Raw genomic sequence first — 25,935 nt, 5'->3', positions numbered from 1 at the left:
AAGGATTGGAACGATGAGCACGATCGCATTTTCAAACGACAAATCACCTTCGCAAACCTTGGGTTATGCCGCCGGCAGTATCACCGTCTTGATCTGGGCGACCTGGTTTCTGGCAACCCGCCACAGCGCCGCAACGTCGCTCGGCCCCATCGACATCGGTCTCATCCGCTTCGGCATTCCCGCGCTCGCGCTTTCGCCCGTCTGGCTCCGCACCGGCCTGCTGCCGAAGGGTTTGCCGCTCCATCTGCTGGCGATCATGGTCGCCGGGTGCGGCGCGATCTTCTTTCTGGTGACGGCGCTTGCCATCCATTCCACCCCGGCCGCCTCATCAGGCATCCTGCTCGGCGGCTCCATGCCGCTTGCCACCGCATTGATCGGCATGTTGCTGTTTCGGGAGCGGCCGGATGTAACGCGCATCGCTGGGCTGGCGGCAATCGTCGGCGGCGTAATGATCCTGCTCACCCGCAGCCTTGCCGATGCCTCCCTGCCCTGGACAAGCTTCGTCCTGCTGCCGGCCGGCGCCGTGCTCTGGGCAAGCTATACCCATGCCTTCCGCCGCTCGGGACTGACGGCCATTCAGGCGAGCGCGCTGATCGCCGCCTGGTCCTTCCTGATCATCGCCGGGCTCGCCCTCGTCTTCGGCGTATCGCTGCCGCAGGCCCCGCTTGCCGAAATCGGCCTGCAGGTGTTGAGCCAGGGCATTCTGTCAGGCCTCGTCGCCATGGTCGCCTATGGCACGGCCGTCCGCACGCTCGGCGGAACGCAGGCTGCCGCCTTCACGGCGCTGACGCCTGTTCTAGCGACTTTCGGCGGCGGCTTGCTGCTTGGCGAAACGATCGGCATTGCCGAAATCAGCGCCGCCGTGACCACCGGCATCGGCGTGGCGCTTTCCACCGGTATCGCAGCACGCCGCCACTGACGCGCCCACATCAGCCGCAAAAGCAGAAAACCGCCGGTAGTATCGCTGCCGGCGGCTTGTCTTATGGTCGTCCTTTGCTCGTTCAAGCCTGAATGACGACGACCCTGGCGCCGACCTCGACGCGATTATAGAGATCGATCACGTCATGGTTCATCATACGGATACAGCCGCTCGACATGGCGAGACCGATCGATTCCGGCTGATTTGTCCCATGTATGCGGAAATGCGTGTCGTTGCCGCCGCGATAGAGATACATCGCCCGCGCGCCAAGCGGATTGTTCGGGCCGCCTGGCATGCCGCCAGCGAGCCTGCGATAGCGCTCCTCGCGGCGCTGCATATTTTCGGTAGGCGTCCAGCTCGGCCATTCCGCCTTGCGCCCGACATAGGCGTTTCCGGCGAGTGCCAGCCCCTCGCGGCCGACACCGACGCCGTAACGCATGGCCCGCCCGTTCCCGAGGACATAGTAGGCGCGACGCGCCGGCGTATCGATGACGATCGTGCCTGCAGCATAAGCGGTTTCATAGGCGACTTCCTGACGGCGAAGCTCCGGCTTGATCTTGTCGATCGGCACCTGCTTCAGCGGAAACTTTTCATCGGGAAGCGCTGCGTAATTCGTCTGGCTGTTCAGGCCGGTGGAAGAGCAGCCGGCCATGAAAAGAGGCAGAGCAATCAGAAAGCCCCGGCGGGAGATCGTCATGAATGTGTCCTTAGTGCGTCAAGAAGATGTCGCAAGCTAAGGAATTTATGGTTAACGAATGGCTAAGAGCGGCCGTCGGCGGCCGATCACGAAGGCGTCAGCACGTGAAATTGTCGGCTGCGATGCCGATCCGCCTCACATATTCGGATAGACCGGCCCCTCGCCGCCCTGTGGCGGCACCCAGTTGATGTTCTGGTTGGGGTCCTTGATGTCGCAGGTCTTGCAGTGCACGCAGTTCTGGGCGTTGATGACGAAGGTCTTGTCGCCATCCTTTTCCACCCATTCGTAGACCCCGGCCGGACAGTAGCGGGTGGACGGGCCGGCATAGATGCCGAGCTCGGAACTCTTCTGCAGCGCCATGTCCTTGACCTGCAGATGCACCGGCTGATCCTCCTCGTGATTGGTGTTCGACAGGAAAACCGAGGAGAGACGGTCGAAGGTCAATACGCCATCGGGTTTCGGATAGGCGATCGGCTTGTGATTTGCAGCCGGCTCCAGGCTTTCGGCATCCGTCTTGCCGTGCTTCAGCGTGCCGAAGAAGGAGAAGCCGAACAGCGTATTCACCCACATGTCGAAGCCGCCGAGCGCCACGCCGAGCGCCGTACCGAACTTCGACCAGAGCGGCTTGACGTTCCTCACCTGCTTCAGGTCGCGGCCGATGTCGCCCCGGCGCCATTCATTTTCGATCTCGACGACCTCGTCGTGACTGCGGCCTGATGCAATCGCCGCCGCGACCTTCTCGGCTGCCAGCATGCCCGACAGGACGGCATTGTGGCTGCCCTTGATGCGCGGCACGTTGACGAGGCCGGCCGAACAGCCGATCAGCGCCCCGCCCGGGAAAGAAAGCTTCGGCACCGACTGATAACCGCCCTCGGTGATCGCGCGCGCGCCGTAGGAGAGCCGCTTGCCGCCCTCGAAAGTGCCTCGGATCGCCGGATGGGTCTTGAAGCGCTGGAACTCCTCGAAGGGGTAGAGATAGGGGTTCTTATAGTTCAGGTGGACGACGAAGCCGACCGCCACCAGATTGTCTTCGAGATGATAGAGGAAGGAGCCGCCGCCGGTCTTCATGCCGAGCGGCCAGCCGAAGGAGTGCTGCACCAGGCCCGGCTGGTGGTTCTCGGGCGTGACCTGCCAGAGTTCCTTTATGCCGATGCCGAATTTCTGCGGTTCGCGGTCGCTGGAGAGATCGAACTTGGCGATCAGCTGCTTGGCGAGCGAACCGCGCACCCCCTCGCCGATCAGCGTGTATTTGCCGCGCAACTCCATGCCGCGGGTGTAGTTGGGGCCAGGCTCGCCGTTCTTCTCGATGCCCATGTCGCCGGTGGCAACGCCGATCACCGCGCCCTTGTCATCATAGAGCACTTCCGCGGCGGCAAAGCCCGGATAGATCTCGACGCCGAGTTCCTCCGCCTTGGTCGCCAGCCAGCGACAGACATTGCCCAGCGAGACGATGTAGTTACCGTGATTGTTCATCAGGGGCGGCATCATAAAATTCGGCAGGCGGATCGAGCCTGCCGGCCCCAGCAGCAGGAAATGGTCCGCCGTGACTTCCGTCTTGAAGGGATGCCCCTCCTCCTCGCGCCAGCCCGGCAGCAGCCGGTTGATCCCGACAGGGTCGACGACGGCGCCAGACAGGATATGGGCGCCGACCTCAGCGCCCTTCTCCAGCACGACGACGGACAGTTCCGGATTGACCTGCTTCAGCCGGATCGCCGCCGCGAGGCCAGCAGGACCCGCCCCGACAATCACGACGTCGAACTCCATGCTCTCGCGTTCGGGCAGCTCAGTCATCTCGGTCATTCATTCGTCTCCGCTTGGCCGCCGTGGCCATCATCCCATAGGCACTGTCTTGTCAAAACAACGAAGCATTGTCGAGCCGGGATGCGACAGCCAATCTTCAATTCGCACAATGCTATTGAACTGATCCGAGACTACAATAACGTTTACGTTAACGTCGAATATTAACGCGGCACCACCGCAAGCCTCCCTTTCCTTTTTCGTCGCCTGCGCCTTATACATCGCTCGAAGACATCGGAGGATATCATGGATCTCGGCATCAAGGGCAAAAGGGCACTCGTTCTCGCCTCCTCGCGCGGGCTTGGCCTCGGCATAGGCGTGGCGCTGGCGCGGGAAGGCGCAAACGTGCTTCTGTGCGGGCGCAGCGGTGAACAGCTAGAGGCCAATTGCAAGGCGATCAACAGTGAAGGCAAAGGCCGGGCCGACTGGATCTGGGCGGACCTCACGGACGACCATTTTGTCAAGACGGCAACGACGGCGGTGAAGGACAAGTTCGACGGCCTCGATATTCTCGTCAACAATACCGGCGGACCGACGCCCGGCACGACAGAGGACATGACGGCCGAAAAGCTCGAAACCTATTTCCTTTCCATGGTCGCCCGGGTGATCACGCTCACCAATGCGCTTCTGCCTGATATGAAGGCGCAGGGCTGGGGCCGCATCCTGACGATCGCCTCATCAGGCGTTATCGAACCGATCCCCAACCTGGCGCTGTCGAATACGCTGCGCCCGGCGCTTGCCGGCTGGAGCAAGACGCTCGCCTCGGAAGTCGGGAGTTTCGGCATCACCACCAACCTGCTTCTGCCGGGCAGCATTCTGACGGGGCGGCTCGACGATCTCGACGGCGCCGCAGCAAAGCGGACGGGCAAAAGCATCGAGGAGATCCGCGCCGACAAGGAAGCGCGCATTCCGGTCGGCCGCTACGGCAGCGTGGAGGAATTTGCCGCAACGGCCGCCTTCCTGTGCAGCGAGTCGGCAAGCTATATCACCGGCTCACTCATCCGCTGCGACGGCGGCGCAGCACGCTCCGTCTGAGGCATCCTTTCAGGCAATGCGGGCCGCCGCAGCGGCCCAGTTCGCCACGCCGCGGACCATCTGTTCGACATTGGCCGGATCGTCGGAAAGTTCAGCGAGTTCGGAAAGCCGATGGAAGCCGGTCATGATTGCAATGCGCCGCCGGTCGAGGCTGCGTCCGGTCAGCATTTCATAGGCCGAGATGATGCGCGCGGTCAGATCGGGCGAGATGAAGTTCGAATAGATGAACTCCTGGTGCAACGGACCGAAACCCGAATCGGCGAAGTCGTAAATGCCGTTGAGCCTGCGTTGCCGAAAGTCGAATGCCATGTTCCAGCCGTGACCGTCGAAGAAGCCGTAGACCTTGCCATAGGGGTCGGGCGGCAATGCTTCGAAATCCGAGACGACGGCTTCCGCAAAGCCCTTGATATCAGACGGCAGCTGCGGCAAAGCCTTCGCCCGCACCGCCTCCGGCGATTGCCATGACTGGATCGCTCCGGCGCCCGCCGCCCGCAGGCGATCGGCATCGAGCGCGTGCAATTCGGCGTAGAAGCGCGCGAGGTCGTCCGCCAGGTGCTGACGGTCGCCCTCCCCGAGCGCACCGTAATCTTCCGTGATGAGGTGTTCACCCTCGAGCTTCGCGTGGCTGGAGAAGATCGGCGGGCCGTCGTGAATGCGCATATCGGGAACCGCCATCGACAGCGACGGTCGAACGATATCGAGCAAGGCGGCTTCCTTGACAAGCGCTCTCTCCGCGCCGAGGTGACGGGGAAACTTGAAGATCAGCGTGTCGTCCACGTCGACCGCCATGGAATCCCAGCCCTTTGCCGCCAGCTTGAAGACGGAGGCCGTCAATTCGGGAAACACCCTTGTGATGAGAGAGCGAAATTCGCTGGCATCCAACTCAGTCATGACGACCTGCCTTCTCTGTTTTTCCGCTCTTCTTTGCGTTTGGGGAGCGGCATTAACTTGTCGCGGACCTGCCGGAGCGCAGCCGCCGGACCCACATCGATCTGCACTTGCCTATATTAGTATAGTTTGAATATTACGGAATATTCATTACAAAGATTTAAGCCTTTATAACCACTTAGTGATCGCGACCGGGAAATTATGTCTTTTTTGCGCCGCAATATAAGCGGCTCAATCAAAGCATAATTTCGCAATCTTGCTCAACCCCGGTCTCGCCATGAAGAAATTTTGGATTACCGTCAGCATCATCGCGGTTGCCGCCGTCGGTCTCTGGCAATTCGGCAATCTGATCCCTTATGCTTCGCGCATTCCTTACCTCTCCCAGTTCATCACGCAGCCGGTCAGCGGCAATGGCGGCGGGCAACAGGCGCAGGCCGATCAGACCCTGGCTGGGGATAACGGACAGCATCAGGGTGGCGGGCGCAGACGCGGCAGCGGTCCAACCGTCGTTAAGACCGTTGCGGCAATCAAGACGACGCTGCCGATGGATGTGACGGCTTCCGGCTGGGCCGACGCGGATGACAATACGACGATCGCCGCACAAGAACAGGGGCTAATCGTCAGCATCAATGCGCACGACGGGGCGACGGTGAAGGCCGGGGACCTGATCGCCAAGCTGGACGACCGGACGGCCAGGGCAGCCGTCGACAAGGACAATGCGATGATCGTGCGCGACACCGCAACTCTGTCGGAATCCGAGACCGCGCTGGTGCGCGCGCAGGACCTGTTCGACCAGAAGGCCGGCACCCAGCAGAGCCTCGATCAGGCGAGAGCCGCCCGCGACACCGCCGCGGCCACCGTCGACGCCGACAAGGCGACGCTCACCTCGGATAAGATCATTCTCGAGAATACCGACATTCGTGCTCCCTTCGACGGCCGGCTCGGCGACATTGCCATCAGCCAGGGCGCTTTCGTCAATGCCGGTTCGGCTATCGTCACCATTGCGAAATACGACCCGATCTATGTGAAATTTCATCTGCAGGAACGTTATCTGCGCGAGCTGAAGAAGGCATTGGCAGCCGGTCCGGTCGAGGTGAGCACAGCCCCTAACTCCACCAGGGGGCAAGTCCGCGAGGGCGCAATCAGCTTCTACGACAACACGGTCGATACGGCCTCGGGCACGATCCTTGCCAAAGCAAAGTTCGACAACGTCTCCGGCGCCCTCTGGCCCGGCCAATCGGTTAACGTCATCGTGCATTTCAACAACGACGAACAGCAGGTGGTGGTGCCGACGGTTGCCGTCAGCCCCGGCCCCGATGGTTTCTTCGCCTTCGTCGCCAGGGGCGGCAAATCGCATCTGACGCCAGTCACCGTCGCCCGCGCCAATGGCGGCTTTACCGCCATCGAATCGGGCCTTCAGCCAGGGGATCATGTCGTCGTCGAGGGCCAGGGCCAGCTCAACGACCAGCAGGCCATCAACGAGCAATTCGACGAAAAGACGCTTGATGTCGCCGCCGCCGAAGTGCCTCGGCAACAGCAGCAGTCCGAGACGGTCACGGTGAGAGCCCAGCAATGATCCCGAATTTTTGCATCCAGCGCCCCGTGGCGACGACGCTGCTTGCCATCGGCGTCATTCTGGCCGGCCTTGCCGGCTACAGGCTCCTGCCGGTTGCGGCCCTGCCGCAGGTCGATTTTCCGACGATCAACGTCTCGGCGCAATTGAGCGGCGCTTCGCCGCAGACCATGGCGACTTCGGTTGCGACGCCGCTGATCAAGCAGTTCGAGACCATCCCCGGGATCAGTGAAATCAGCGCCTCGAGTTCGCTCGGCAACACCAGCATCGTGCTTCAGTTCGATCTCAACCGCGATATTGACGCGGCCGCAGCCGACGTCCAGGCGGCGATATCGCACGCGACCCGGCAGCTGCCCGACAATCTGACGACGCCGCCGAGCTATCGAAAGACTAACCCGGCCGATGCGCCTGTGATGCTGCTCTCCGTGCAGAGCAACACCATGCCGCGCAGCAAGCTCGACGAGATCGCCGAAGACATCATCTCGCCGTCGCTTTCAACGCTTCCCGGTGTTGCCCAGGTCAGCGTCTATGGCGCGCAGACCTATGCGGTGCGCGTCGAGGTCGACCCCAACAAACTGCTCACGCGCGGCATCGGCATCGATACCGTCAACAAGGCGCTTGCTGCGGCCAACAGCCAGCAGCCTGTGGGCACGCTGCAGAACAATGCCCAGAGCATGACCATCACTGCGGATACACAGCGCACCAATGCCGAACAATTCCGCTCGCTGGTCATTGCCAATCCGAACGGCGCGCCGATCCATCTCGGCGATGTCGCCGATGTGCAGGACGGGGTCGAGAACCAATATACCGGCAGCTGGTATGACGGCCAGCGCGGCATCATCCTCGCCATCCAGCGTCAGCCGGATGCCAACACGGTCGATGTCGTCGACGCGATCAACGCCAAGCTGCCGCAACTGCACGCCGAAATTCCTGCTTCGGTCACGACTGTTGTCATGAACGACGCGGCAAAACCCATTCGCGACGCCATCGCCGATGTGAAGTTCACGCTCTTCCTGACGATCGGTCTCGTCGTTCTCGTCATCTACCTGTTCACCGGCCATGCGACCGCGACGATCATCCCGGGGCTCGCCGTCCCGCTGTCGCTGATTGCGACCTTCGGCATGATGTATGTACTCGGCTACAGCATCGACAACATCTCCCTACTGGGGCTAACGCTCGCGGTGGGGCTCGTCGTGGACGACGCTATCGTCATGCTCGAAAATATCCTGCGCCATGTTGAGGAAGGCATGCCGGTACGGGAGGCGGCGATCAAGGGCGCCGGCGAGGTCAGCTACACCATCATCTCGATGTCGGTTTCGCTGATCGCGGTCTTCATCCCGATCCTCCTGATGGGCGGCGTCGTCGGTCGCGTGTTCAATGAATTCGGCATTGTGGTTGCCATCGCCATCATCTCATCGGCAATCGTCTCGCTGACCGTGACGCCGATGCTCGGCTCGCGCCTGTCGAACAATCACAGCCGCCCGCCGCTCCTCATCCGCCTTTTCGATGCCGGCTTCGAGCGGACGCTCAACGGCTACGACCAGGCAGTCGGCTGGTGCCTCCGCCATCGTCTGACGATCCTCGGCATCTTCCTGGGCTCGGTGGCTTTGACGTTCTATCTCTTCATGACGCTGCCAACGAGCTTCTTCCCGCAGGAGGACATCGGCCGCGTGACGATCAGCACCCAGGCCCGGCAGGACATTTCCTATTCCGCCATGGAGGCGCTGCAGCAACAGGCAGCAGCCGCCGTCAAGGCGAACCCGGCGGTCAGTCATGTGATGTCGACGGTCGGCGGCAACCCGAACAAACCGCAGAACAACGGCACGATGTTCGTCGAACTCAAGGACAAGAAGGAGCGTCCGCCGCTTGATCAGACCCTTCGCGAGCTGCGCGCCGCGATCAACGATATCCCCGGACTGCAGGCCTTCGTTACTCCGAACCAGAGCCTGCGCTTTGGCGGCCGGCAGACTGCAAGTCAGTATCAGCTGGTCATACAGGCGCTGAGCGCCGACCAGACCGACCTCTGGGCTGGCAAGATCCAAGGGGCGATGCGTAAGGAAAGGCTGTTTACCGACGTGACCTCGGATGCCCAGAACAACGCGCTGCAAGCCAATATCGTCATCGACACCGAGCGGGCGGCGGCCTATGGGATCGACAATGATACGTTGCGCACGACGCTGCAGGAATCCTTCAGCGGCTATACGCCGGCGGAGATCCAGTCGACCGGCGACAGCTACGACGTCATCGTCGAATACGACACGAGCAAGCCGTGGGACGACCAGAAACTGTCGGAAATCCGCGTCGCCTCCTCCAATGGCAGCCTGGTGCCGCTGTCGAACTTCGCACATGTTCAGCGCACCACCGGCCCGGTCACCATCAATCAGACCGGGCAGCTCGTCTCCACCACCGTTTCCTTCAACCTGCCGGAAGGTGTTTCGCTCAGCGACGCGACGGCAGCGATCGACCAGATCAAGAAAGAGATCGGTTTGCCGACCGACGTCTTCACCTCCTATGGCGGCACGGCCGAAATCTTCCAGCAGTCGCAGGGCAATACGCCTTATCTGATCCTCGCGGCCGTGCTGACCATCTATGTGGTGCTCGGCGTGCTCTACGAAAGCTTCATCCATCCGCTCACGATTCTCTCCGGCCTGCCGGCGGCGGCCTTCGGCGCGCTTCTCGCCTTGAAAATCATGGGCTTCGACCTGTCGATCATCGCCTTGATCGGGCTCCTGATGCTGATCGGCATCGTCAAGAAGAATGCGATCATGATGATCGACGTGGCGGTGGAGACGATGCGCACGACCGGAGAAAAGGCGGCGGCGGCGATTCACGAAGCCTGTGTGCGACGCTTCCGGCCGATCATGATGACCACCTTCTGTGCCCTGCTCGGCGCGCTGCCCATTGCGCTCGGCACCGGCGCAAGCTCGGAGCTGCGCCAGCCGCTCGGCATCGCCGTCGTCGGTGGCCTCGTCGTCTCGCAGCTGCTGACGCTGTTCATCACCCCCGTCATCTTCGTCGAGATGGACCGGTTCGGCAATTTCCTCGGTCGGCTGATGGGCAGGAAGACGGTCGAGGCGCCGGTGTTGCAGGAGACAAGGGCAATGGCCGCCGAATAGCGGCCGTCTGCCAGACTTCAGCATTGGCGATTCAACGACCAGGGTGCATGTCTTCTCTGCGAGCGGGAGAAGATGTGCGCCTCCGAGTATTTCGGTCTTCAATTCGCTTGAATGTGTCACGCCGCTATGGCATCACCCGCCCTCCTGAATCCGGGCGCTTCTGCGCCCCTTCGCGGAGCAATGCTCCGTCTCCAATAACAATCGGCATGAAGAGGTGCGGGCATGGCTCAGGCGCTGGGTTTCGACTTCGGCACGACGAATACGGTTCTCGCCATGGCGGATGGCGGGGCGACGCGCTCGATGGCGTTCACAAGCGCGGCGGGGACGGCCGACAGCATGCGGACCGCACTCTCCTTCATGAAGGATGGCCAGCTCGGCGCCGCGGCGCTGAAGGTGGAAGCGGGCCATGCCGCGATCCGCCAGTTTATCGACAATCCCGGCGAATGCCGCTTCCTGCAATCTATCAAAACCTTCGCGGCAAGCGCGCTGTTTCAGGGCACGCTGATCTTCGCCAAGCGCCACAATTTCGAAGATCTGATGGAGATCTTCGTGCGGCGCCTGCGTAGCTATGCCGGCGACAGCTGGCCTTCTCATGTCAGCCGCATCGTCACCGGCCGCCCGGTTCATTTCGCCGGCGCCAGCCCGGATCCGGCGCTCGCGACCGAACGCTATAACGAGGCGCTGTCGCGTTTCGGCTTTCCCGAAATCCACTATGTCTATGAGCCCGTCGCCGCCGCCTTCTATTTCGCGCAGAACCTGAAGCAGGATGCGACGGTGCTGGTTGCCGATTTCGGCGGCGGCACGACCGACTATTCGCTGATCCGCTTCGAAACTGTCGCCGGCAGGCTGACGGCAACGCCGATCGGCCATTCCGGCGTCGGCGTCGCCGGCGATCATTTCGATTATCGGATGATCGACAACATCGTCGCGCCGCTCATCGGCAAGGGCAGCCATTTCAAGAGCTTCGACAAGATTCTCGAAGTTCCGTCCAACTACTATTCCAGCTTCGGCCGCTGGAACCAGCTGTCGATCTTCAAGACCACGCGCGAATTCGAGGATTTGAAAAAACTGGTGCGCACCAGCCTGGAGCCGGAGAAGCTCGAAATCTTCATCGATCTCATCGACCATGACGAAGGCTATCCGCTCTACCAGGCGGTGTCGGCGACGAAGATGGCGCTTTCGGCCGCTGATGAGGCGCCTTTCGACTTTGTGCCGCTCGGCCGCGGCGGACATCGCAGCATCAAGCGCCGCGACTTCGAAAGCTGGATTGCCGAGGACCTCGCCCGCATCGAAGGCGCGCTCGACGAGGTGCTCGACAAGACCGAGACGAAGCCTGCCGACATCGACAAGGTGTTCCTGACCGGCGGCACCTCCTTCGTGCCGGCGGTGCGACGCATTTTCACCGAGCGCTTCGAACGCGATCGGATAGAAAGCGGCGGCGAGCTCCTGTCGATCGCCCATGGTCTGGCGCTGATCGGGGAACGCGACGACATCGCGCAATGGACTGTGCAATAAAGCCGGCAAGAACGGCCAATGTGCCGCCTGCCCTTTCAATGCCACGATCTCTCCGCTAGATTTGCCGCATGATCTCCGCCAACGACCTTTCCCCCGCCGAGCTTGCAGCGCTTCTGCATTTTCATGCGGATGCCGGCGTGGAATGGCTGCTGGAGGAGGAGGCGGTCGACCGCTTCGCCGAATTCGAGGCGATGAAGGCCGCGCGCCGTCCGGCGGCGCAGCCGCAGCAGGAACGGCCCACTGCCGAGGAGCGGCCATTCCCGGTGGATCGCCAGACATCGCCTCGTCCGAGTGCAGCAGCGCGTCCGGCCCCGGCCTCCAGCCCGCAACCGGCGATCCCGGATGGCGAGGCCGTGCAGCAGGCGCGTTTCGTCGCCGAAGCCGCACGCTCCCTCAGCGAGCTCAAGACCGCGATCGAAGCGTTCAACGGCTGCAATCTCAAGCACAGCGCCCGCTCGACCATCTTTGCCAGCGGCGACGCCGAAAGCCGCATCATGGTGATCGGTTCGGCGCCGAGCGCTGAAGACGACCGTGAAGGCACGCCCTTTTCTGGAAAATCCGGCCAGCTGTTCGACAAGATGCTGGCGGCGATCGGGCTCAGCCGTTCCGGCGTCCTGCTGACGCAGGTCATCCCCTGGCGGCCGCCCGGCAACCGCGCGGCGTCGCCGGCCGAAATGGATATCTGCCGTCCCTTCATCGAGCGGCAGATTGCGCTCGCCGAACCGCAGGCGATCCTGCTGCTCGGTAATTTCGCAGCGCGGTTCTTCTTCGGAGAAAACGATACGATTCACGGCCTCCGCGGCCGCTGGCGGGAAATTGCCGTCGCCGAGCGCGTCATCCCCGCAATCGCCAGCCTGCATCCTCAGGATCTGTTAACCGCACCGGTCAATAAGCGGCTGGCTTGGAACGACCTGCTGGCCTTTCAAGCGAAGCTTAACTCGCTCTCCCTGCTTAGAAATTAGCCGAAGTTTAAAAATTTATGAAGTGGTCCATGCGTTTTTCGCATGGCTGCATCGCGTCGAGGCGCATTGCAGAATCGATGCTGCACTGCAATATAAAGGGGTGTCTTGGGAGGAATTACAGGAACCAAGGCCATGAACAAGCGCTTCCGCCCTATCCATTGCGGGTTTGAAACCCTCCGCCTCGCCGGCGACCAAATTCGTTCCACTCACGGCCATAGCCGTTTCGGCTTTGCCGCGAACGAGCAGATGGTTGCGCGCGGCACCGGCATCAACAGCCGCACGGCGCGTCCGAACGCCATCTTTTCCGACTTCCAGCAATATTGAGCAGCAGGTTTAGAGCGCTTTCATTCGGAGGCGCAAAGGGCGCCGATGCAAAGAACCGTGCGACTGCCTGCCTTCCATTGCCAGAGTAAACCAATATGTCGACGATCCTGCTATCGCTTTTGCGCAACATCGAAACCTTCGAGCATATCCGAGTCGCGGTCTGCGCCGCACGGGAATATGAGCGCGAGCTTTCGGTAAAGCCCGGTGCCGCCTCGAATGTTGGTGCGGCTACAGCAGCGATCGTTCTCTGATCAGACGACTATTTCTTCTATCCGGGTCTTCGCCCATTCGAAGGCTTCGTCGACATAGGCGAACTTGACCGCCTGCCACGCGCAATATTCTTCGACGAAATCCCGCGATATCCATAGACGCGTCTTGCGCGGCTCATCATTCCAACCGACGCAGCCGCGCTGCGCTGCCTTTGCCAAGAGCCGCTGCAGGTGCGTGCGCGACATCATGAAATCGGCGGCGAGCGCGCGGGTTTCGACGCGGCCGACGAGAAACCTGCCCCGCTCGGTGTTTTCCATATCCAGCCGGCTGATGAAGTTGTCGATGACGAGGCCGCCGGCTTCGGTCCAGAGAAATAGCGCCACCTGCTCCGGCGGCTCCCGCCAGCCCGCATCTTCCAGGCAATGACGGGCAATGCGCGGCTGAACGAGCTTCATCAATGATGGATTTGCCTGGAAAAACGCCGCCCTGTCACCGCCGTCGAGCAGGTCCAGCGAGGCGAGATTGGCGTGAATCCAGGCGAACATCGCCTGATGGCTAACAGCCGCCGGTTCGAAATGTCGTGGCCGGCGCCGCTCGTCGCCAGGCGTGTGGATGATGAAGCGGTAGGTATAGAGTTCTTCGATGAAGGCGAGCACGGTGTTACGGCTCGCCACTTTATGCGCCGTGATGCGGCCGATCAGCCGGACGGCGGTAAGACCCGACGTCGGGTCGTGCGGATCATGTTCCAGGTGGAGGGCATAGGCAGTCTGGGTCAGGAGCCAGCGCTGATGGGAGGCCAGCAGTCTCGCCAAACGCGGACCGGCGTCGAACATGCCGCGCGTTTGCCCAGCCAAAAAGCGGATGCTCATCAGAAAGGAGCAGTTCCCCGCCAATTGCTCCGCCGTGAATGCCATTATGCTTTTCTCCACCTCCGCTCGCAGGCCAGCGTTCGGAGCAGCAATATCGAAGGCCGCAAAACGGCCCATTCAGACATGCATAGCGTTGAATAAATGATAGTTTCTCACGTTCAACAATCATATTCCGCAGTTCTACGCCATCCTGAGAATTCACCACTCTTTTCACTCGCCGGAAGCAAGAATGCGCAGCGGCAATCCGTGCGTTAAAATCCTGCCGGTCCCTAACCTCAGGCTTGCGGCGTCGTCGCCTTGCGCGCCTCCCGCTGTTCGATACCCAGCTGATGCTCGCGATAGATGATGAAGATACCGGCAGCAACGATGATGACGGTGCCGATCAGCATGGTCACGCTGGGCACGTCGCCGAAGACGAAGTAGCCGACGATGCCGCCGAGCAGGATCGAGGTATATTCGAACGGCGCGACGGTGGAGACATCCGCATGGCGATAGCTTTCCGTCAGCAGGATCTGCGCAACGCCACCGCAAAAGCCGGCAGCGATCAGATAAAGCGCCGACGGCCATGGCAGGACGAGCCAGCCGAAAGGAAGGGAAGCCAGCGAGAAGACCGACGCGGTGAGCGAAAAATACAGCACGATCGTCGCAGTCTTCTCTTCCTCGACAAGACGACGCACCTGGATCATCGCCATGCCGCCGAGAACGGCGGACAGCAGGACGCAAACCGCACCGAGGGCCTGCCCGGCTTCCATGCCGCCGTCGCGAAACAGCGTAAGTTTCGGCCAGGAGACGATGGCCACACCGACCAGACCGACGAAGACGGCGCTCCAACGATAGATGCGCACGGTTTCGCCGAGAAAAACCGCGGCGAAGATAACGGCGACGAGGGGCAAGGCGTAGCCAAGCGCGATCGCCTCCGGCAGCGGCAGATGCAGAAGGCCATAAAAACCGAAAGCCATCGACAGGATGCCGATTGTGCCGCGCTTGAGGTGCCCGACCGGATTGGCGGTGTGGAAACCTGCCCGCAGCTGACCGATATAGGCGAGATAGGCCATGATCGGAAAGAGCGCGAAGAAGGACCTGCAGAAGGTGACCTGACCCGGCGGGATATCCGGTCCGGCCAGCTTGATGAAGGTCTGCATGGCCAGGAAGACCACGACCGACGAGACTTTCAGCGCAATGCCTCTCATCGGGTTTCTGAGAACCGAGTGCATGATCCTGGCTCTGATGCTGACTTAACAGGAACGGGGAGACGCGTCCGACTCGGGGACGCGGCGAGTGACGTCAGCCATCGTAGCTAAAGAAAACCGAGAGGTGCGAAAAAATCGCACTAAGGCCGGATAATTACGAAATCACTTTCGGCTGCAGCCACGACAATGCGGCTCAAAGAATTGCGATGGCCCTGGCTGATACCGCGCCGCGCTGCGGACGGCGAGCGACGCGGCGAACAAGGGGCGCTCAATCCATTTAGCGCATTTCGACCAGCAACATATTTTGCCCATGAACTTCGCACTTGGGGGCAATTTGCTTTAACTTTGGTTCAGACTTTAATGTAATCATGCCCAGCAATTTAGGCAGAGCGCGCCCGCCTCTGTATCCGCGGTTATCAGATAACGGTCTTCAGGAAACACCATGCGAACAGATACCGGCCAGGTCATTCATCTGGCAGATTACCGTCCCACCGACTTCGTGCTGGAACGCGTGGACCTGACATTCGAACTCGATCCGACGGAGACGAAGGTCGAAGCACGTCTGATCTTTCGTCGTCGCCCGGGCGCCGATATTGCGGCGCCGATCGTACTCGACGGCGACGAGCTGACGCTGGCGGGGCTGCTGTTCGACCAGGTAGAGCTTGCCCCTTCACGTTATGATGTAACGCCGGAAAGCCTGACCGTGCGCGACCTGCCGGAGAGCGCTCCCTTCGAACTGACGATCACCACGATCATCAATCCCGAAGCAAATACCCAGCTGATGGGCCTCTACCGCACCGGCGGCATCTACTGCACGCAGTGCGAGGCGGAGGGCTTCCGCCGCATCACCTATTTCCCCGACCGGCCCGACGTGCTCGCTCCGTACACGGTCAACATCATCGCCGACAAGGCGGCCAACCCGCTGCTCCTGTCGAACGGCAATTTCCTTGGTGGCGCCGGCTACGGCCCCGGCAAACATTTCGCCGCCTGGTTCGACCCGCATCCGAAGCCGAGCTACCTTTTCGCCCTCGTCGCCGGCGATCTCGGCGTCGTCGAAGACACCTTCACCACCATGTCCGGGCGCGAAGTGGTGCTGAAGATCTATGTCGAACACGGCAAGGAGCCACGCGCAGCCTACGCCATGGATGCGCTGAAGCGCTCGATGAAGTGGGACGAAGAGAGGTTCGGGCGCGAATACGATCTCGATATCTTCATGATCGTCGCCGTCTCCGACTTCAACATGGGCGCGATGGAGAACAAGGGTCTCAACATCTTCAACGACAGATACGTCCTTGCCGATCCCGAGACCGCGACCGATGCCGACTATGCCAATATCGAAGCGGTCATAGCGCATGAATATTTTCACAATTGGACGGGCAACCGCATCACCTGTCGCGACTGGTTCCAGCTGTGCCTCAAGGAAGGCCTGACGGTTTATCGCGACCAGGAATTTTCCTCCGATCAGCGCTCGCGCCCGGTCAAGCGCATCGCCGATGTGCGCCATCTGAAATCCGAGCAGTTTCCGGAGGATGGCGGTCCGCTCGCCCATGCCGTACGGCCGACGACATACCGCGAGATCAACAATTTCTACACGCGGACTGTCTACGAGAAGGGCAGCGAGGTCACGCGGATGATCGCGACGCTGCTCGGCCATGACGTCTTCAAGAAGGGTATGGATCTTTATTTTGACCGTCATGACGGCGAGGCCGTGACGATCGAGGATTTCGTCAAATGTTTCGAGGATGCGAGCGGGCGCGATCTCACGCAATTCTCGCTCTGGTACCATCAGGCCGGGACGCCGCTCGTCACCGCATCGGGCAGCTATGATCCGGTAGCCGGCACCTTCACCCTGTCGCTCGAACAGATGGTCCCGGCCACACCCGGCCAGCCGAAAAAGGAACCGATGCATATTCCGCTCAGCCTGGCGCTGTTCGGCGAAAACGGCGGCAAGATCGAGCCGAGCTCGGTCAGCGGCGCGGAATATGCCGGCGAGGTGCTGCACCTGACCGACCGCGCCCAGACAGTGGTATTCCACGGCATCGGCTCGCGCCCGGTTGTGTCGATTAACCGCAGCTTCTCGGCGCCGATCAACCTGCATTTTGATCAAAGCCCGGTCGATCTTGCCAGCCTCGCCCGGTATGAGACGGATCATTTCGCCCGCTGGCAGGCGCTGACCGACCTGGCGCTGCCGAACCTTCTCAAAGCCGCCCGAGACGCGCGTGAGGGCAAGTCCATCGCCTGCGAGGCAACCTTTGTCGAGGCGCTGATTGGGGCTGCCGCCGACGAGAGCCTCGAACCTGCCTTGCGCGCCCAGTCGCTGGCTCTGCCGAGCGAAGCCGATATTGCCCGCGAACTCGGCAGCAACAACGACCCCGAGGCCATCCATGCCGGCCGGCAGGCGATCCTGAGACAGATCGCCGACGCCGGAAAGGATGTTTTTGCCAGCCTCTACGCTGCAACCACGTCATCAGGCGGTTTCAGCCCGGATGCCAAAAGCGCGGGCCTGCGCGCCCTGCGCAATAGCGCGCTTACTTATCTCTCGCACGCGGAACAGACGCCCGTCCGCGCCAAGGCCGCATTCGACGCAGCCAACAATATGACCGATCTCAGCCACGCGCTGACGATCCTCGCCCATTATTTTCCCGAGAGCGCGCAGACGAGCGAGGCGCTGGCCGCGTTCCGCGACCGCTTTGCAGAAAACGCGCTCGTCATCGACAAATGGTTCTCGATCCAGGCCGGCATCCCAGGCGCCAAGGCCTTGGAAAGGGTTCGCACCCTGATGGAGAATTCGCTCTTCAAGCGGACCAATCCGAACCGGATGCGGGCGCTGGTCGGAACCTTCGCCTTTGCCAATCCGACCGGCTTTGGCCGTGCCGACGGCGAAGGTTACCGTTTCCTCGCCGATGAAATCCTCGAAATCGACGAGCGCAATCCGCAGCTTGCCGCTCGCATCCTTACCTCGATGCGCTCCTGGCGCTCGCTGGAGCCGACGCGCGCCGAACACGCCCGCGCCGCACTGATGAAGATCGAACAGGCGCCGAACCTTTCCACTGACGTGCGTGATATCGTAGAGCGCACGCTTAAAGGGTGATTTGCCGAACTGGCCGCGGCACAGGAAGCGGCGGCCGGCTCGCCCGCGATTCGCATCGCGCGAAAATTACAAGAATTTAAATAGTTAACGGATTTTTAGCTTTGCCTCTGGACAAGGCGAATCACCCGTGATTCTCTAGCTCAGGTTCGGGCGAGCGGCGCGCGAATCACACGAGGGACAAGGCGAAGAGATGATGGACGTGCGGCGGGCAACCGTGGCCGGAGGACGGCTGCGTGTCGATTTTGACGGGCTGAGAGCCTGGCGAAACAGCCTTTCCGGTCATGCGACATCGGAACCGCTCCTTCGTCATCTCCCGAAGGCGGAGCTCATTTTGAAGCGCACCATTCCGGCGCTGATCATCGCCTTCCTCTCCGTCGTCGCAGCCTCACATTTCTTCGGCATGATGAGCGAATATGGCCGGCTGGAAGCTTCCGCCCGCCACGCCACTGCGCTCTCGGCGGCGACCGCCTCGGCTGTGTTCGCGGATGTGTCCGATATCTTCGACCGCGGCGATATCGGCCAAGCCCAGACACGCCTCACCAAATACCTGCCGCAGGACCGGCTGGACAGCGGCGCTTTCGTGCTGCTGGTGCAGGCCAGCGGCAAGGTTTTCGCCGCGACGACAGCCGGGCTTCCGCATGTCGGCAGCAATGTCGGCGATTTCTTCCCGGAGGTCTCGGCGATCCGTCGCTTCGGCGATCGGGCGGGCGTCATCGAAACCACGATCGGCGGTGTGCCGCACTATGCCGAGATCACTTTGATGGGCAATGCCGGCGGCTATATCGTCGCCGCCACCTCGCTCGAGGAGATCGGCCGGCTCTGGCGCGAGGAACTCGCGCTCAACGTCACGCTGTTTGCCGGCATATCCTCGATCCTGCTCGTCATCCTCTACGCCTACTACACGCAGGTGAAGCGCGCCCGCGACGCCGACGATATCTTTCTGGAATCAAACCTGCGCGTCGAGACGGCGTTGTCGCGCGGCCGCTGCGGCCTCTGGGACTTCGATTTCGAGAACCGCGAATTCTTCTGGTCGCGATCGATGTACGATATGCTTGGCCTGCCGGCCTCCGACAAGACGATGGGCTTCGGCGAAGCCGCCCGGCTGATGCATCCGGATGACGGCGGGCTCTATGAGATCGCACGCGCCATCGCCAGCGGCCATTCCGGCCAGGTCGATCAGATCTTCCGCATGCGCCATGCCGGCGGCCACTATGTCTGGATGCGGGCCCGCGCCCAGGTGATCCGCAGCAATTCCGGCCGCATGCACCTGATCGGCATCGCCATGGACGTGACCGAACAGCACCGGCTCGCCCAACGCTATGCGGAAGCCGACCAGCGGCTCGCCGACGCCATCGAATGCACCTCGGAAGCCTTCGTGCTCTGGGACAAGAACGACCGGCTGGTCATGTGCAACACGCATTTCCAGCAGGCCTATGGCCTGCCGGACAGCGTGCTGGTGCCCGGCACCGAGCGCTCGATCGTCAATGCCGCCGCCGCCCGCCCCGTGATCGAGCGGCGGGTCGCCGATGCCGACGGCTCGGGACGCACCACGGAGGTGCAGCTTGCCGACGAGCGCTGGCTGCAGATCAACGAACGACGCACCCGCGACGGCGGCCGCGTCTCGGTCGGCACCGACATCACGCTGATGAAACGTCATCAGGAGCGGCTGCGCGAATCCGAACGCCGGCTGATGGCGACGATCGGCGACCTCTCCGCCTCGCGCCAGACGCTCGAGCTCCAGAAAGCCGAGCTTTCGACGGCGAACGCCAATTATCAGGCGGAGAAGGAGCGCGCCGAGGCCGCCAACAAGGCGAAGTCGGAATTCCTCGCCAATATGTCGCATGAGCTGCGCACCCCGCTCAACGCCATCCTCGGCTTCTCCGAAATCCTGCAGAACCAGATGTTCGGTCCGCTCGGCTCGCTGAAATACGACGAATATGCCCGTGACATCCACGACAGCGGCAAACATCTGCTGAACGTCATCAACGACATTCTCGACATGTCGAAGATCGAGGCCGGCCATCTGATGTTGCACCGCGAACGCATCGACCTCGTGCCGCTGATCGAGGAAAGCCTGCGCTTTACCGCCATTCCTGCTGCAGAAAAGAACATCGTCATCGAGCAGCGCATCTCTTCAGGCCTGACGCTGATGGCAGACCGCCGGGCGATGAAACAGGTACTGCTCAACCTGCTCTCCAACGCGGTGAAATTCACTGACAATGGCGGCCGCATCGCGGTGCGCACGCGCCGCGTCAACGGAGCCGTGGCCGTCACCATAGCCGATACCGGAATCGGCATCCCCCGCTCAGCGCTGTCGAAGATCGGCCAGCCCTTCGAACAGGTGCAGAGCCAGTACGCCAAGAGCAAGGGCGGCTCCGGCCTCGGGCTCGCCATCTCCCGCTCGCTCACCTCGCTGCATGGCGGGCGCATGAAGATCCGCTCGCGCGAAGCTGTGGGTACGGTGATCTCGCTGCGCATTCCGGATAACGCTTAGACTTTCACCGTATTCACGAATATCTTTCTCACCGCTTTCGAAAGCCGCTTCACTTCCCCTTCCAGCGTCCTGATGTCAGGGCAGTCGCCGGCACGGCAGACGAGCTCGATGAGGCCGGCAGGCGCGTCGTTCAGGTCGAACTCGCTCTCGATGCAGAGCCGGATCAGCTGTGAAAGACTGGTATAGAGCGCGAAGGCTTCGAGGCATGTGTCGAGGTCGGCCGCCGGCATCAGCCGGTCGCCAAGGATCTTAAGAGCCTCGCCTGTGCTCTTGCCGTTCACGGCAACGCCGGCGCCTCTGGTTGGCGCGATCAACGCCAGGTATTGGGCGATGAATTCGAGATCGATGACGCCTCCGGGTATCTGCTTCAAGTCCCAGGGGCCGGATGGCGGCTTTTCCTTGTCGATCAGTCCGCGCATCTCCGCAACGTCATGCGCCACCTTGGCGATGTCTCGATCGGCTGTCAGCACTTCGCGGATGATATGTTCCGCCTCTGCGATCAGGCTGTCATCGCCTGAGATCAGCCGGGCGCGGCTGAGCGCCATATGCTCCCAGGTCCAAGCCTCCTCACGCTGGTACTTGCGGAAGGCATTGATACGGGTGGCAACCGGCCCCTTGTTCCCGGACGGGCGCAGCCGCATGTCGACTTCATAGAGAACGCCTTCGGCGGTCGGCGCCGACAAGGCGGCGATCAGTCTTTGGGTGATGCGGGTGAAGTAGCGCGTGGCGTCGAGCGGCTTCGGCCCATCGGACTCGGAAGCCGCGTCGTCATAATCATAGAGCAGGATCAGGTCGATGTCGGAACCGGCCGTCAGCTCGAAGCTGCCGAGCTTGCCCATTCCGGCAACGGCGATGCGGCCGCCGGGATAATCGCCATGCGCGGCTCGCATCTCGCTCGTCACGGCATCGAGCGCCGCCGCGATGATGAGATCGGCGAGATGGGTGAAGGCGCGGGCGGCCATGGCGCCGTTGATCACTCCGGTGAGCAGGCGGATGCCGATCAGGAAGCGCTGCTCGGCGGCGAAGATGCGCAGCCGGTCGAGCACCTCCTCATAATGGCGCGCCTGGACGAGCGATCCCTTCAGGCGCTCGCCGAGATAGTCGCGCGTCGGCAGCTCGGCCATCAAGCCGGGATCGAGCATGCCGTCGAAGACATGCGGCTTGGCGGCGATCACCTCGGCAAGCCGGGGCGCCGAGGACATGATGTTGACGATCAGCGACAGGAGCGCCGGATTGCTGCCGAGGAGCGAAAAGAGCTGGATACCTGCGGGAAGGCCCGAGATGAAGCTATCGAAGCGCAGCAGCGCCTCATCGGCGCGCTTGCTTTCGCCGAAGACGCGCAGCAGTTCGGGCGTCAGCTCCGTCAGCCGCTCACGCGCCTCCACCGATTGCGTCGCGCGATAGCGGCCGTAATGCCAAGTACGGATGATGCGGGAAATGTCGGATGGCCTGGTGAAGCCAAGCTTCTTCAGCGTCACCAGCGTATCCGGATCGTCGCCCTGGCCGGTAAAGACAAGGTTTCCGGTTTCAGTGGAAAGCTTGCTCTCCTGCTCAAATAGGCGGGCATACCGCCGCTCGACCGTCTTCAGAACGCCAACCAGCCTTTCGGAAAAGCTCGGCGTGTCGGAAAAGCCCATCATGAAGGCGATGCGCTTCAGGTCGGCATCGGTCTCCGGCAGAAGGTGAGTCTGCTCGTCGCGCACCATCTGGATGCGATGCTCGACGTCACGCAGGAACCAATAGGCCTCCGTCAGTTCGTCGCGGGTCTGCTCATCGATCCATTTCGCCTTGGTGAGTTCGCCGAGTGTCTCCTCCGTCGACCGGCCGCGCAGCGCCGGCATACGGCCGCCGGCGATCAACTGCTGCGTCTGAACGAAGAATTCGATCTCGCGGATGCCGCCGCGGCCGAGCTTGACATTATGACCCTTGACCGCGATCGCGCCATGACCCTTATGCGCGTGGATCTGCCGCTTGATCGAATGAATATCGGCGATCGCCGCGTAATCGAGATATTTACGGAAGACGAAAGGCGACAGCCCACGCAGGAACTCCGCACCGGCCGCAAGGTCTCCGGCCAGCGCGCGCGCCTTGATGAAGGCGGCCCGCTCCCAGTTCTGGCCCCTGCCCTCATAATAGATCATTGCCGCATCGACCGGGATCGCCAGCGGCGTCGAGCCGGGATCGGGACGCAATCTCAGATCCGTGCGAAAAACGTAGCCGTCCGCCGTGCGCTCCTGCAGGATGCGCACAAGCCGGCGCATCATCCTCGGAAAGACCTCGATCGCGTCATCCGGGTCGGGCACGATGCCGGCCTCTTCGTCGAAGAAGACGACGAGATCGATATCGGAAGAATAGTTGAGTTCGGACGCGCCGAGCTTGCCCATGCCGAGCACGATCAGGCCGGAGCCCTCGCTTGGTTTCACCGGGTCGTGCAGCCGGAGTTTTCCCCCTTCATGCGCCGCGAGCAACAGATGGTCGATCGCAGCCGCGACCGAAGCTTCGGCAAGCGCGCTCAGCCAGGCCGTGGTCGTCCGGCTGTCGAAAATGCGCGAGAGATCGGCGAGCGCAACGAGAAAAGCGGCCTTGCGCTTGATGACGCGCAGCCTGCTCATCACCACGGATTCCGCCGGCGCCGCCCCCTCGCCGTCCGGCCGCCAGCAGCCCCGCGCCTCGGCGATCAGCGCTTCGATCTGCGGCTCCAGAGGTTCGCTGATGGCGCCTGCGAGGATGGCGGGGTCGAGATTGACAATATCGCGCAGGTAGGGCGACAGCGTCAGCACAGCGGCGATGAAATCACGCAGCCGCCCTTCCGCTTTCAGCATGGCGGCCACCGAGGGCTCGCTTTTGCTCGCTTCCTGAAGATCGGTCAGCGCCAGCTTCAGCTCCGTCTGGCTCAGCGGACGCAGCAGCCCTTCGGCGACATCCTTCAGGCCATGCGTCGATTTTGTCAGCATGCGCTCTCCCTGGCTCTACATAGCAGATAGCGATCACCAGAATCGCGGCCCGCCACCTTCGTTCCGGGTTAACTTAGGGTCCTGGCGGAAAACCGCCAATATACGATTAAATCGATCGAGTTTCGGCCCAAGCCGTTCAAGCAGCCTTGGCCGGGAAGATCATGCTGACGGTCAGTCCGCGCTGCTCGGGTTTGTCGGGGTTGGTGTCGGAGAGCTCCAATCGGCCGTTATGCAGCTCCATCACCGCCTCCACCAGCGAGAGTCCAAGGCCGGTGCCGGGCTTCGAACGGCTTTCGTCGAGGCGAACGAAGCGCTTCACTACGTCACCGCGTCGGTCAGCGGGGACGCCTGGTCCATGGTCGGCCACCGACAGGCAAATACCGTCCGGGCGGCGGGCAAGCTTCAGCAACACCTCGCCCGCCCCTTTCGTATCGGAGGAATATTTGATCGCATTGTCGAGCAGATTGAAGATCGCCTGGCCGATCAGCTCGCGATTGCCCTGCACTTCGATATCCGGCTCGATGCTGGAAGCAAGGCCAAGCCCAGCCTCTTCGGCAGCCGGTTCGTAAAGCTCGGCGCTGTCGGAAACGATGGCCGAAAGCTCCACCGGCGACATCTCCGCCGCGACCGATCCGGCCTCGACCCGGGAAATCATCAGCAGGGCGTTGAAGGTGCGGATCAGCTGGTCCGATTCGGAGATGATGCCTTCAAGCGCTGCGCGTCGCGTATCGCCGTCGGTCATATCGAGGGCATCGGCCGCCTTGTTGCGCAGCCGCGTCAGCGGCGTCTTGAGATCGTGCGCGATGTTGTCGGAGACCTGCCGCAAGCCTTCGTTCAGCTTCTCTATGCGTTCGAGCATGGTGTTCAGCGACATGGACAGCCGGTCGAACTCATCGCCGGATCCGCCGACCGGCAAGCGCTGAGACAGATCGCCTGCCATGATCTTCTTGCTCGCATCCGACATGCGGTCGATGCGTTTCAAGGCGTTGCGGCCAATGCCGAACCAGATGATGATCGCGCCGAGCCCCATGATTGCCAAAGCCACCATCAGCGCCTGGCGCACCAGCAGACGGAAACGCTCGGGATCGCCGAGGTCGCGGCCGACGAGAATTCTCAAGCCGTTGTCGAGCACGAAAATATTGGCGATCGCCTTGTGCCGGCGCTCGACACCACCACCATCTGTATAGCGCTGATAGGCGAAGGGGGCCGAGGTCCAGCCGACCTCCTCGAAGACACCAGGCTGCACCGAGGCGACATTGCCGGCGAGAATATCACCAGAGGGCCCGGCGATGATGTAGAGATTGGCGCCAGGCTGGCGGGCGCGCCGCTCCATGGTGCGCAGCAGAAGGTTCATGCCGCCCGCGTCATAGGCGCGCTGCACCTGCTCTACCTCCTGCCGGACGGCATCGCGGATCTGACCCGTCAGCAGCCGTTCCGACATCGCTGTCACATAGAAGACGAGCGTCGCGGCGCAGATGGCAAATAGCAGAATGTAGAGTGCCGAAAGGCGGACTGCAGTGGACTTGAAGAGCACCCTGAAGCGGCTCATCCCTCATCCTTGATCATATACCCCGCGCCCCGAATGGTTTTCAGGAGCGGCTGGCTGAAGTCCTTCTCGATCTTCGAGCGCAGGCGCGAGACGTGGACGTCGATGACGTTTGTCTGCGGATCGAAATGATAGTCCCAGACGTTTTCGAGCAGCATGGTGCGGGTGACCACCTGGCCGGCATTCTTCATCAGATATTCGAGCAGGCGGAATTCGCGCGGCTGCAGCGGGATTTCCTTGCCGCCGCGGCGCACCTCGTGGGAGAGCCGGTCGAGTTCCAGATCGCCGACGCGATAGACGACATCCTGCTCCGGGGTGCCCTTGCGGCGACCGAGCACTTCGACGCGCGCCAGCAACTCACTGAAGGCATAGGGCTTCGGCAGGTAATCGTCGCCGCCGGCACGAAGGCCGGTCACGCGGTCATCGACCTGGCCGAGGGCGGAGAGGATGAGGACCGGCGTATGGATGCCCTTGCGACGCAATTCGCTGATCACCGAAAGCCCGTCCCGGCGCGGCAGCATGCGGTCGATGACGATGACGTCGTAGGTGTTCTCAGACCCCATGAACAAGCCGGCCTCGCCGTCGCTGGCGTGATCGGCGACGATGCCCGCCTCACGAAAGGCTTTCGTGAGGTAGGCCGCGGCTTCGAGATCATCTTCGATGATGAGAATCTTCATGCGGCCGACATTACCCACCGGCTGCGTTTCGGCAAGGCTCAAAGCATCTTGCTGCGGAGCGGGGCTCATCGCGATCAT

At 61.9% G+C, this 25,935-nt stretch carries 18 protein-coding genes; 10 read left to right on the top strand and 8 right to left on the bottom strand.

The genetic code is table 11. From position 1 onward, the window contains the following. Positions 1 to 13 precede the first annotated feature (13 nt). The gene (locus J2J98_RS06545; RefSeq protein ID WP_064706686.1) at positions 14 to 919 is read left to right on the top strand and encodes a DMT family transporter; all 906 of its coding nucleotides are present in this window, start codon (positions 14 to 16) and stop codon (positions 917 to 919) included. Positions 920 to 1,001: 82 nt separating this feature from the next. Here the strand turns inward: J2J98_RS06545 and J2J98_RS06540 are convergent, their stop codons facing one another. Continuing rightward, a complete protein-coding gene (locus tag J2J98_RS06540; RefSeq protein WP_064706685.1) occupies positions 1,002 to 1,616 on the bottom strand; it encodes a L,D-transpeptidase in 615 nt (204 codons plus the stop codon). A 135-nt stretch (positions 1,617 to 1,751) separates the two neighbouring features. Continuing rightward, entirely contained in the window at positions 1,752 to 3,416 is a 1,665-nt protein-coding gene (locus J2J98_RS06535; protein ID WP_207602674.1) for an electron transfer flavoprotein-ubiquinone oxidoreductase, read from the bottom strand. A gap of 243 nt (positions 3,417 to 3,659) precedes the next feature. On the opposite strand from J2J98_RS06535, the gene J2J98_RS06530 reads away from it, so the two are divergent. Then, positions 3,660 to 4,448, top strand: a complete 789-nt coding sequence (locus J2J98_RS06530) for an SDR family oxidoreductase (protein ID WP_207602673.1) — start codon at positions 3,660 to 3,662, stop codon at positions 4,446 to 4,448. A 9-nt stretch (positions 4,449 to 4,457) separates the two neighbouring features. Here the strand turns inward: J2J98_RS06530 and J2J98_RS06525 are convergent, their stop codons facing one another. Then, entirely contained in the window at positions 4,458 to 5,339 is an 882-nt protein-coding gene (locus J2J98_RS06525; protein ID WP_207602672.1) for a phosphotransferase family protein, read from the bottom strand. Between the two features lie 274 nt (positions 5,340 to 5,613). On the opposite strand from J2J98_RS06525, the gene J2J98_RS06520 reads away from it, so the two are divergent. From J2J98_RS06520 to J2J98_RS06495, 6 genes are all read left to right on the top strand, one after another. After that, on the top strand, positions 5,614 to 6,912 hold the full coding sequence (locus J2J98_RS06520) for an efflux RND transporter periplasmic adaptor subunit (protein ID WP_207602671.1): 1,299 nt from the start codon (positions 5,614 to 5,616) through the stop codon (positions 6,910 to 6,912). Next, positions 6,909 to 10,025, top strand: coding sequence for an efflux RND transporter permease subunit (locus J2J98_RS06515; RefSeq protein ID WP_207602670.1), 3,117 nt, complete (start codon positions 6,909 to 6,911; stop codon positions 10,023 to 10,025). The genes J2J98_RS06520 and J2J98_RS06515 overlap by 4 nt, the downstream gene beginning before the upstream one ends. 222 nt (positions 10,026 to 10,247) lie before the next feature. Then, positions 10,248 to 11,540, top strand: coding sequence for an Hsp70 family protein (locus tag J2J98_RS06510; RefSeq protein ID WP_138393531.1), 1,293 nt, complete (start codon positions 10,248 to 10,250; stop codon positions 11,538 to 11,540). 68 nt (positions 11,541 to 11,608) lie between these two features. Next, positions 11,609 to 12,502, top strand: a complete 894-nt coding sequence (locus J2J98_RS06505) for a uracil-DNA glycosylase (RefSeq protein WP_138393532.1) — start codon at positions 11,609 to 11,611, stop codon at positions 12,500 to 12,502. A gap of 132 nt (positions 12,503 to 12,634) precedes the next feature. Beyond that, positions 12,635 to 12,826, top strand: a complete 192-nt coding sequence (locus tag J2J98_RS06500) for a hypothetical protein (RefSeq protein WP_138393533.1) — start codon at positions 12,635 to 12,637, stop codon at positions 12,824 to 12,826. 95 nt (positions 12,827 to 12,921) lie between these two features. Beyond that, positions 12,922 to 13,077, top strand: coding sequence for a hypothetical protein (locus J2J98_RS06495; protein ID WP_167358954.1), 156 nt, complete (start codon positions 12,922 to 12,924; stop codon positions 13,075 to 13,077). On the opposite strand, the gene J2J98_RS06490 is transcribed toward J2J98_RS06495, so the two are convergent. Next, the gene (locus tag J2J98_RS06490) at positions 13,078 to 13,950 is read right to left on the bottom strand and encodes a hypothetical protein (RefSeq protein WP_064711289.1); all 873 of its coding nucleotides are present in this window, start codon (positions 13,948 to 13,950) and stop codon (positions 13,078 to 13,080) included. Positions 13,951 to 14,180: 230 nt separating this feature from the next. Next, complete coding sequence (locus J2J98_RS06485) at positions 14,181 to 15,119, bottom strand: DMT family transporter (protein ID WP_064706676.1); 939 nt, start codon at positions 15,117 to 15,119, stop codon at positions 14,181 to 14,183. Positions 15,120 to 15,537: 418 nt separating this feature from the next. Here J2J98_RS06485 and pepN point away from each other — a divergent pair, with 418 nt between their 5' ends. Further along, a complete protein-coding gene (pepN, locus tag J2J98_RS06480) occupies positions 15,538 to 18,186 on the top strand; it encodes an aminopeptidase N (protein ID WP_207602669.1) in 2,649 nt (882 codons plus the stop codon). A gap of 190 nt (positions 18,187 to 18,376) precedes the next feature. Beyond that, the gene (locus J2J98_RS06475) at positions 18,377 to 20,680 is read left to right on the top strand and encodes a PAS domain-containing sensor histidine kinase (RefSeq protein ID WP_207602668.1); all 2,304 of its coding nucleotides are present in this window, start codon (positions 18,377 to 18,379) and stop codon (positions 20,678 to 20,680) included. Here J2J98_RS06475 and J2J98_RS06470 read toward each other — a convergent pair. The 3 genes from J2J98_RS06470 to J2J98_RS06460 form a co-directional block, all read right to left on the bottom strand. Continuing rightward, a complete protein-coding gene (locus J2J98_RS06470; protein WP_207602667.1) occupies positions 20,677 to 23,634 on the bottom strand; it encodes a bifunctional [glutamine synthetase] adenylyltransferase/[glutamine synthetase]-adenylyl-L-tyrosine phosphorylase in 2,958 nt (985 codons plus the stop codon). The two genes, J2J98_RS06475 and J2J98_RS06470, sit on opposite strands and share 4 nt — an antisense overlap. Before the next feature lie 136 nt (positions 23,635 to 23,770). Further along, positions 23,771 to 25,183 (bottom strand): sensor histidine kinase, encoded by a 1,413-nt coding sequence (locus J2J98_RS06465; protein WP_138393538.1) that lies wholly within the window; start codon positions 25,181 to 25,183, stop codon positions 23,771 to 23,773. Then, positions 25,180 to 25,935, bottom strand: coding sequence for a response regulator transcription factor (locus tag J2J98_RS06460; protein WP_375337092.1), 756 nt, complete (start codon positions 25,933 to 25,935; stop codon positions 25,180 to 25,182). Before J2J98_RS06460 ends, J2J98_RS06465 begins: the two co-directional genes overlap by 4 nt.

The organism is Rhizobium bangladeshense (genome assembly GCF_017357245.1).
Taxonomy (GTDB): Bacteria; Pseudomonadota; Alphaproteobacteria; order Rhizobiales; family Rhizobiaceae; genus Rhizobium; species Rhizobium bangladeshense.
This window is presented reverse-complemented; position numbering and strand designations above follow the sequence as displayed.